A 6889-nucleotide genomic window follows, 5' to 3' on the forward strand; every position below is an offset into this window, starting at 1 on the left:
GACGCCCCCCCCCCCCCCCCCGCCGGCGCCGCCCCCCTCCTCCCCGCGCCCGCCGCCCGCCCGGGGGGGCTGGGGGCCGCACCGGACCGGACGACGCCTCAGAGCTGGGCGAGGTTGAACGCCCAGATGCCGCGGCCGTGGGTCGCGACGTAGACCGAGTTGTCCACCGCGTTGTACTCGACGTCCATGCCGACGGTCAGCGGCAGGCCGGAGCCGAGCCGCTGCCAGGTGGTGGCGCCGGGCGCGCGGTAGAACGTGGCCAGGTCGGTGGCGAGCACCAGCGCGCCGTTGGACAGCTCCTTGATCGAGCTGGCCGGCACGTCCGGCAGGTTCGCCGAGACGTCCTTCCAGGTCGCGCCCGCGTCGGTGGTCTCGAAGACGTGGCCGTAGCCGGCGCCGGGGCCCTCGGTGAACCGGCGGGAGAACCCGTTGACGGCGAGGAAGGCGTGCGCGCCGTTCGCCGGGTCGATCCCGACGCCCTGCACGAACCGGTTCGGGAAGTCACCCGGCAGGCTGATCTGGTGCCAGCTCGCCGGGTCGCTGACCTTGCCGACCGCGACGCCCCGGGTGAACCCGGAGTTGTTGCACGGCCCGCACCAGCCGACGTACGCCATGCCGTTGGAGACCGCCACCGAGGTGGCGGTGTGGCCGGCGCCCAGGTCGAACACGTTGGTCCAGCCCTTGCCGTCCTGGATGGCGTAGCCCTTGGTGTTCACCCAGACGTGCTGGCCACCGGCGACCCAGACGTTGGCGTCGTGGTCGTCCGGCGCGAACGGCGCGATGAACCGGGCCAGCTCGTCGCCCGGCGACGAGGTGTACGGCTGGATGTCCCGCGAGGTGGAGGTGTCCGCGGTGCCCGGACCCGGGTTGGCGTTGCAGTTCTCGGTCACCCGCATGGCCAGGTTGGTGTACTCCTGCACCTGCCGGCAGCCGTTGGCCGGGTCGGCGAAGCCGTCGCCGCCGTCACCACCGAAGTTGGAACCCATCACGGTGTCGCCGGCGCGCAGGATCGACACGCCGTTGTCCTGGAGACCACCGCCGACGATGGTGCCGGCCTTCGCCGGGTCCTTGCCCAGCGACACCGAGTAGTACTGGAGGGCGTCGATGGTGCCGTCGTTCAGGCTCTGCCAGTCGGTGGCGTGCCCGTCCTTGTCGGTCTTGCCGTTGATCGGCCGGCGGTAGACACCGCCGTCGTTGCCGACGTAGACGAAGCCGTTGCCGACCGCCACCGAGTGCTGGTCGGAGTGGGTGGTCTTGTTGCACTTGTTCTGCGAGTCGTAGATGCTCCAGCAGGAGAAGCCGAAGTTCCAGTACGGACCCACGGTCTTCCAGTTGGCGCCCGCGTCGTACGACTCGTAGACCTCCTCCAGGCCGGCCCAGAGGTGGTTCGGGTTGGCCGGGTCCACCGTCAGGAACTGGTTGTACCAGGCCTGGATGCCCGGGCCGTAGCCCTTGCCGATCACCGTCTGCTTGAGCGCGGAGCCGGAGTTGCCCAGCTTCGACGAGTCGGCGATCTTGCTCCACGGGCCGGCCGGGTTGCCGTTGTTGGAGACGTAGATGCCGTCCAGGTAGCTGTTCACGTTGCCGACGGGCTTGTTCAGCAGGCTCGGCGACTGGTTGATCGCGTAGAGCTTGCCGCCGTCGGCGGAGAAGGCGAAGGTCACGTAGCCGATGTCGTCGGCCGGCATCGCGCCGGTCGGGTTGACCTTCGCCCAGCTGCCGGCGGTGTAGTCCGCGGTCTCGTAGAAACCGTTGTAGGTGTCACCGGACCGCCAGGCCGAGGCGACCACCACGTGCTTCGGGTTGCGCGGGTCCGCCGCCACGTCGTTGACGATGTTCTTGTACGCGGCGTTCGCGGCGCCCGCGTCCGCGCCGCCCGGCAGGTAGCTCGGGTTCGGCGTGAACTCCAGCTTCCAGGCGCCGGAGGTGCTGCCCATCGCGTGCGAGTACAGGCCCCGGTTGGTGGCGGCCCAGACCTTGCCGTCGAAGAACCGCAGCTTGTTGATGACCGTGCTCTCCAGCTCGGTCCCGCCGACCCGGTCGGTCGCCTTGAACGAACCGGTCCGCGGGTTGGCCAGCCGGTAGACCCCGGCGCCCACGTACGAGGTGGCGCCGGTGTTCGCCTCGCCGGTCGCGTACCAGAGCGAGCCGTCGGTGGCGAGCACGACGTCGCCGCTGGACAGGGTGGGCAGCGCGTCCGCGATCGGCGTCCAGCTCCCGCCGCCGGTCGAGGAACGCCACACGCCACCGTCCGCGCCGGCCGCGTACACGTAACCGTTGTTGTCCGCGGCCAGGCCCGTCATCCGGCCGGTGACCAGGCCGGCGCCCCCGGAGGAGTTGGACGCGTAGTCGCGGTAGCGCGGGTCGTCACCGTCGTACTTGATCTTGGTGACCTCGCGCCAGCTGCCGTTGGTGGCGGCCATGCCGTTCAGCTGGCTCAGCGCGTTCGAGTACGCGCCCGGCGAGACGATGCCCGGGGCGTACCGGGCCTGGGCGAACTGCTCGGCGATGGTCCGCGCCTCGAAGGCCTCCTCGCCGGCCTCGCCCGGGTCCTCCCCGGCCGCCATCTCCATGAACTCCCTGGGGTGCCAGGGCATGTTGGCGCCGGCCTCGTCGGCCAGACCGAGCTTCTCCTGCACCTCGTGGTTGGTGGCGACGACGCCACCGAGCGCGGCGGTGAGCACCAGCGCGCCCGCGATTGTCGCCGGCTTGCGCCAGCGGGACTTGGACATGTGAATCCTCCGGATTCAAGGGGTCCCCGAGCGGTCCGCTCGGGTGGGGGAACCATGGACGACGGATGGCGACCATGGCGCTTCGGTGATCGGACGGCGACCGTCCGCAGTCGACCCTCGGCCGGCTCGACCCCGGCGGGCGGACGGCGGGTCCACACCCGATGGGCGGAGCGGGGAAGGGTCAGGCGATAGCCGGCGGAGCCCGGCTGGGCAGGCTGCCGCGCGGCAGCAGCGACACGGCCGGCTCCCGGTAGCGGGTCGGCGCGACCACCGAATGCGGGGCACCGACGACGCGCAGGGGCGCGGCCAGGAGGAGATCGTCCGGTCCGTCGCTGGTGGCGACGCCGGCGCGGTGGTCACCACAGGGTCCGCCGGAGACTTCCGTCCACTGCTCCGACGAAGCGTCGGGGTGCGTGAGGCGCGCGCCGACGGCTCGGGGGTCGCCGGAGGGCGGGGCGGGACGGTCCGGTGTGGTGACCGGTGCGTCGACGGACCGTCCGTCCGGAGGAAGAGCGGACGGGCCGTCGTGGACGATCGACCGGTGCGCGGCGGTGACCACCGCGCCGGGCTCAAGGGTCTCGCCGCAGCAGGGTACGCCCAGCCCGGCCAGCACGAACGCCAGCGCGACGACGACGGCGGTCAACCGGTCGAGTACGCGCATGGGCAAACCTGTCTGGAGAGGGGGAGGCAGCGCGGGCGGCACGGTGGCCGCGGGCGGGAGCGGGCGGCGGAGAGAACGGGGAGGGTCGATCGCTTGCTGCGGGACAACGCTAGCAACAACTTTCACAACCCGGCAACGGGATGGCGTCGTACTTTCGGCTGGTCAGCGCGGCTGGCGTGACAGCGTTTTCCGCCGGGCATCCGTTACGTGAAACGGGGGGCGGGGCCGATCGGCCACGCCCCCGTCGTCCTACCCGGTCAGTGGAAGAAGTGCCGGGTGCCGGTGAGGTACATGGTCACGCCGGCCTCCTTGCAGGCCGCGATGGTCTCCTCGTCCCGGATCGAGCCACCCGGCTGGACGATCGCCCGGACACCGGCCTCGATGAGGATCCGGGGGCCGTCGGCGAACGGGAAGAAGGCGTCCGAGGCGCAGACCGCGCCCCGGGCCCGGTCGGCGCCGGCCCGGTTGACCGCGAGCTGCGCCGAGTCCACCCGGTTGACCTGGCCCATCCCGACGCCCACCGTGGCACCCTCCTTGGCCAGCAGGATCGCGTTGCTCTTCACCGCCCGTACGGCCCGCCAGGCGAACGCCAGGTCCCGCAGGGTCGCCTCGTCGGCCGCCTCGCCGGTGGCCAGCCGCCAGTGCGCCGGGTCGTCGCCCTCCGCGTCGATCGCGTCCCGCAGCTGCACCAGCACGCCGCCGGTGACCTGCCGCCACTCCGCCGGCAGCGGGGCGAACTCCGGGGCGCGCAGCAGCCGGAGGTTCTTCTTGGCCCGCAGGATCTCCACCGCGCCCTCGTCGAAGCCGGGTGCCACCAGCACCTCGGTGAAGATCTCCGCCACCTGCCGGGCCAGCTCGACGCTCACCGGCCGGTTCACCGCGATCACGCCGCCGTACGCGGACACCGGGTCGCAGGCGTGCGCCCTGCGGTGCGCCTCGGCCACGTCCGCCCCGACCGCGATGCCGCACGGGTTGGCGTGCTTGATGATCGCCACCGCCGGCTGCTCGGGGAAGTCGTTCGCGGCCCGCCAGGCGGCGTCCGCGTCGACGTAGTTGTTGTAGGACATCTCCTTTCCGTGCAACTGCTCCGCCTGGGCCAGGCCGGCGGGGCTGGCCGGGTCGGCGTAGAGCGCCGCCGCCTGGTGCGGGTTCTCGCCGTACCGCAGCACCGCCTGCCGCCGCAGCGACCGGCCGGCGAACTCCGGCCACCCGTCGGCCGCCGGTGCCACGGTCGCGGCGAACCACTCGGCCACGGCCACGTCGTACTCGGCGATGTCGGCGAACGCGCGGGCGGCGAGCGCGCGACGCTGGGCCAGCGTGAAACCGCCCTCCGCGAGCGCGGCCAGCAGCGCCGGGTACGCCGCCGGGTCGGTCACCACGGCCACCGAGGCGTGGTTCTTGGCCGCGGCGCGGACCATGGCCGGGCCACCGATGTCGATCTGCTCGACGCACTCGTCCTGGTCCGCGCCGGAGGCGACCGTGGCCTGGAACGGGTACAGGTTGGAGATCAGCAGGTCGATGCCCGCGATGCCGTGCTCGGCGAGCTGAGCGGCGTGGGCGTCCTTGCGCAGGTCGGCGAGGAGACCGCCGTGGATCTTCGGGTGCAGGGTCTTCACCCGGCCGTCGAGGATCTCCGGGAAGCCGGTCACCTGCTCGACCGGGGTCACCGGCACACCGGCCCCGGAGATCGTCGAGGCGGTGCTGCCGGTGGAGACGATCTCCACCCCGGCCTCGTGCAGGGCCCGGGCCAGCTCGACCAGGCCGGTCTTGTCGTAGACGCTGACCAGCGCCCGCCGGATCGGGCGACGGGCGTCCTCAGAGGTGCTCACGGAACGGTGACCTTTCTGCCGGTGATCGTCCAACCTTCACGGACCAGCCGACCGACCTGCTCGACGAGCTGGCGCCGCTCGGCCTCCTTGATGCGCTCGGTGAGCGTCTCCTCGTCGTCGTCGTCCAGCACCGGCACGGCGACCTGGGCGACGATCGGGCCGGTGTCCATCCCGGCGTCGACGAAGAACAGGGTGGCCCCGGTGAGCTTCACGCCGTACGCGAGGGCGTCCCGGGGGCCATGGATGCCGGGGAACGCCGGCAGCAGGGTGTTGTGTGTGTTGAGGTAGCGGTCGCCGAACGCGGCCAGGAAGTGCGGGCCGACCAGTTTGAGGAAGCCCGCGCTGATCACCAGGTCCGGCTCGTGCTCGGCCACCCGGGCGGTGAGCGCCTTGTCCCAGTCCTCGCGGGTCGGATGGTCCTTCAGCCGCTCAACGAACGCCGGCACCCCGGCCGCGGCGGCCCGGTCCAGGCCGGCGATCCCGTCCCGGTCGGCGCCGACGGCGACGACCCGCGCCCCGTACCCGGGGTCGGCGGCGGCGTCCAGCAGCGCCTGAAGGTTGCTGCCGGAGCCGGAGACGAGGACGACGAGGCGGGCGACGGACGCGGGCTCGGTCACCGCGCAACCCTATCGGGCCGGAAGGCAGGTCCAGCGCTCGGGCGGCCGGCTTGCGGGTGATCTCCCCGGTGGCACCGGCACGATACGCTGCCGTCGCCCGGTGTCCGGTTTCCCGGCGGCCGGGCGTCGACATCGTGACCTTGGTCCCGGGCCCGTCTGCCGCGGCGTCCCGGTGCTGGGCGGAATGATGAGCGGCAGCAAACCGACCACGGACGTCGACCCCCCAGTTTGAGGAGCACTCAGCAATGCAGCCCGGTTACCCCGGTCAGGACCCGTACGGCCAGCAGCAGCCGCCCCACCAGGACCCGACCTCCCCGCAGTACGACCCGTACGCGCAGCCGCCGCAGGCGCCGCAGTACGGGCAGCAGCCCACCTCGGGCCAGCCGTACGGGCAGGACCCGTACGCCCAGCCGCCGCAGGCCCCGCAGTACGGGCAGCAGCCGACCTCCGGGCAGCCGTACGGCCAGCCGACCTCCGGGCAGCCCTACGGCCAGCCGACCTCCGGGCAGCCGTACGGGCAGCAGCCCAGCTCGGGCCAGCCCTACGGGCAGCAGCAGCCGTACCAGGACCCGTACGGGCAGCAGCAGCCGTACGGCGCCGCGCCGCAGTACCCGGCCGCCGGCTACCCGCAGGCGCAGGGGCAGAACAACACCCTCGGCCTGATCGGCATGATCGCCGGCATCGCGTCCATCGTGTTCGCCCTCTGCTGCACCCCGCTGGGCTTCATCGGCGGCATCGCCGGCCTGGTGCTCGGTTTCCTCGGCCAGAAGAAGGTCCAGGCGGGCGAGGCGACCAACGGCGGCCAGGTCAAGGCGGCCCTGATCTGCGGCGGCGTCGGCATCATCCTCTCCATCATCAGCGCGATCGCCGGCGCCGCGATCAACCTGAGCAACCTCGGTTCCTGACCCGAACCCCGCGAGAAAGGGGCGTCCGGCCACCCGCCGGCCGCCCCTTTCCCATCTCCAACCCCTCCGGCCCGGCACCAGCCCGCCCCCGGTCCCGGCGCCGGCCCCGGTCCCGGCCCTGGTTCCGACCGGACCCGGCCGGCCC

5 protein-coding genes are annotated in these 6889 nt (G+C 72.5%); 1 reads left to right on the forward strand and 4 read right to left on the reverse strand.

The annotated features are described in order from the left end of the window. Positions 1-98: 98 nt before the first annotated feature. From ACWEVO_RS25500 to purN, 4 genes are all read right to left on the reverse strand, one after another. Positions 99-2732, reverse strand: coding sequence for a glycosyl hydrolase (locus ACWEVO_RS25500; RefSeq protein ID WP_452310045.1), 2634 nt, complete (start codon positions 2730-2732; stop codon positions 99-101). 181 nt (positions 2733-2913) lie between these two features. After that, positions 2914-3393 carry a hypothetical protein gene (locus ACWEVO_RS25505; RefSeq protein WP_452310046.1) on the reverse strand — a complete coding sequence of 160 codons (480 nt, stop codon included), beginning with the start codon at positions 3391-3393 and terminating at the stop codon, positions 2914-2916. Positions 3394-3650: 257 nt separating this feature from the next. Next, positions 3651-5222: a bifunctional phosphoribosylaminoimidazolecarboxamide formyltransferase/IMP cyclohydrolase gene (gene purH, locus ACWEVO_RS25510; protein WP_452310047.1), complete on the reverse strand. Its 1572-nt coding sequence runs from the start codon at positions 5220-5222 to the stop codon at positions 3651-3653. Continuing rightward, the gene (gene purN / locus ACWEVO_RS25515; RefSeq protein WP_452310048.1) at positions 5219-5839 is read right to left on the reverse strand and encodes a phosphoribosylglycinamide formyltransferase; all 621 of its coding nucleotides are present in this window, start codon (positions 5837-5839) and stop codon (positions 5219-5221) included. Before purN ends, purH begins: the two co-directional genes overlap by 4 nt. Positions 5840-6084: 245 nt before the next feature. Between purN and ACWEVO_RS25520 the strand changes: the two genes are divergently transcribed. Continuing rightward, positions 6085-6744, forward strand: a complete 660-nt coding sequence (locus ACWEVO_RS25520) for a DUF4190 domain-containing protein (RefSeq protein ID WP_452310049.1) — start codon at positions 6085-6087, stop codon at positions 6742-6744. The last annotated feature ends 145 nt before the right edge of the window (positions 6745-6889 follow it).

The organism is Micromonospora sp. NPDC003776, from assembly GCF_053605645.1.

Coding starts and splice junctions, on each gene's coding strand:
- ACWEVO_RS25505 (WP_452310046.1), bottom strand. CDS start 3,393: ATGCGCGTACTCGACCGGTTGACCGCCGTCGTCGTCGCGCTGGCGTTC.
- ACWEVO_RS25500 (WP_452310045.1), bottom strand. CDS start 2,732: ATGTCCAAGTCCCGCTGGCGCAAGCCGGCGACAATCGCGGGCGCGCTG.
- ACWEVO_RS25520 (WP_452310049.1), top strand. CDS start 6,085: ATGCAGCCCGGTTACCCCGGTCAGGACCCGTACGGCCAGCAGCAGCCG.